The organism is Streptococcus sp. GMD1S (assembly GCF_000296875.1).
Classification (GTDB): Bacteria; Bacillota; Bacilli; order Lactobacillales; family Streptococcaceae; genus Streptococcus.
The window spans coordinates 1-666 of sequence record NZ_AJQY01000254.1 but is presented as its reverse complement, the minus strand read 5'-3'; the positions used below and the strand labels follow the sequence as shown (position 1 = coordinate 666).

1 pseudogene is annotated in these 666 nt (G+C 44.6%); it reads left to right on the top strand.

Features of this window, described 5'->3' with window-relative positions:
- Window positions 1-666 (top strand): annotated as a pseudogene (locus tag GMD1S_RS08625) (accessory Sec system glycosyltransferase GtfA); the annotation flags it as partial.

Here is a 666-nt window from a genome sequence, read left to right as displayed (position 1 = left end):
TATCGGCTTTGCGGATGATCAGGTAATCTGGCTTTACAATCATTTTACAGATATCAAGCTAGCACCGACCAGTGTTACAGTTGATGAGGTCTTAGCCTCTTTCGGTGGCCTTGAGAGTCATAGGGAGCAGGATGGCAAGATTTTGCGTGTCTACTTTTCTGACGAGGACAAGTTTGTGACCTGCTACTTGGTAGACTCGGCTAAGAATCTAGTACAACATGCAGAGTATGTATTTGGGGGGAACTTGATTCGCAAGGATTATTTCTCCTACACACGCTACTGTACAGAATATTTCGCGCCCAAAGACCAAGTGGCTAGACTCTATCAACGAAGCTTTTTCAATGAAGATGGCAGCACCGCTTACGATATCTTGCTGACTGAAGGCCAGGAAGAGGTCTATCGATTTAAGGACCGGATTCTGTACGGAAAGCCAGCCCTTATGCGCTATTTTATGCAAAGTTTGAACTTGAGCAAGTCTGATCTGGTCATCTTGGACAGGGAAACAGGGATTGGTCAGGCTGTTTTTGAAGAAGCACAGAAGGCCCATCTAGCAGTTGTCGTCCACGCAGAGCACTATAGTGAAAATGCTAGTAACGAAGACTATCTCCTTTGGAACAACTACTATGAGTATCAGTTTACAAATGCGGACAAGGTCGATTGTTTTAT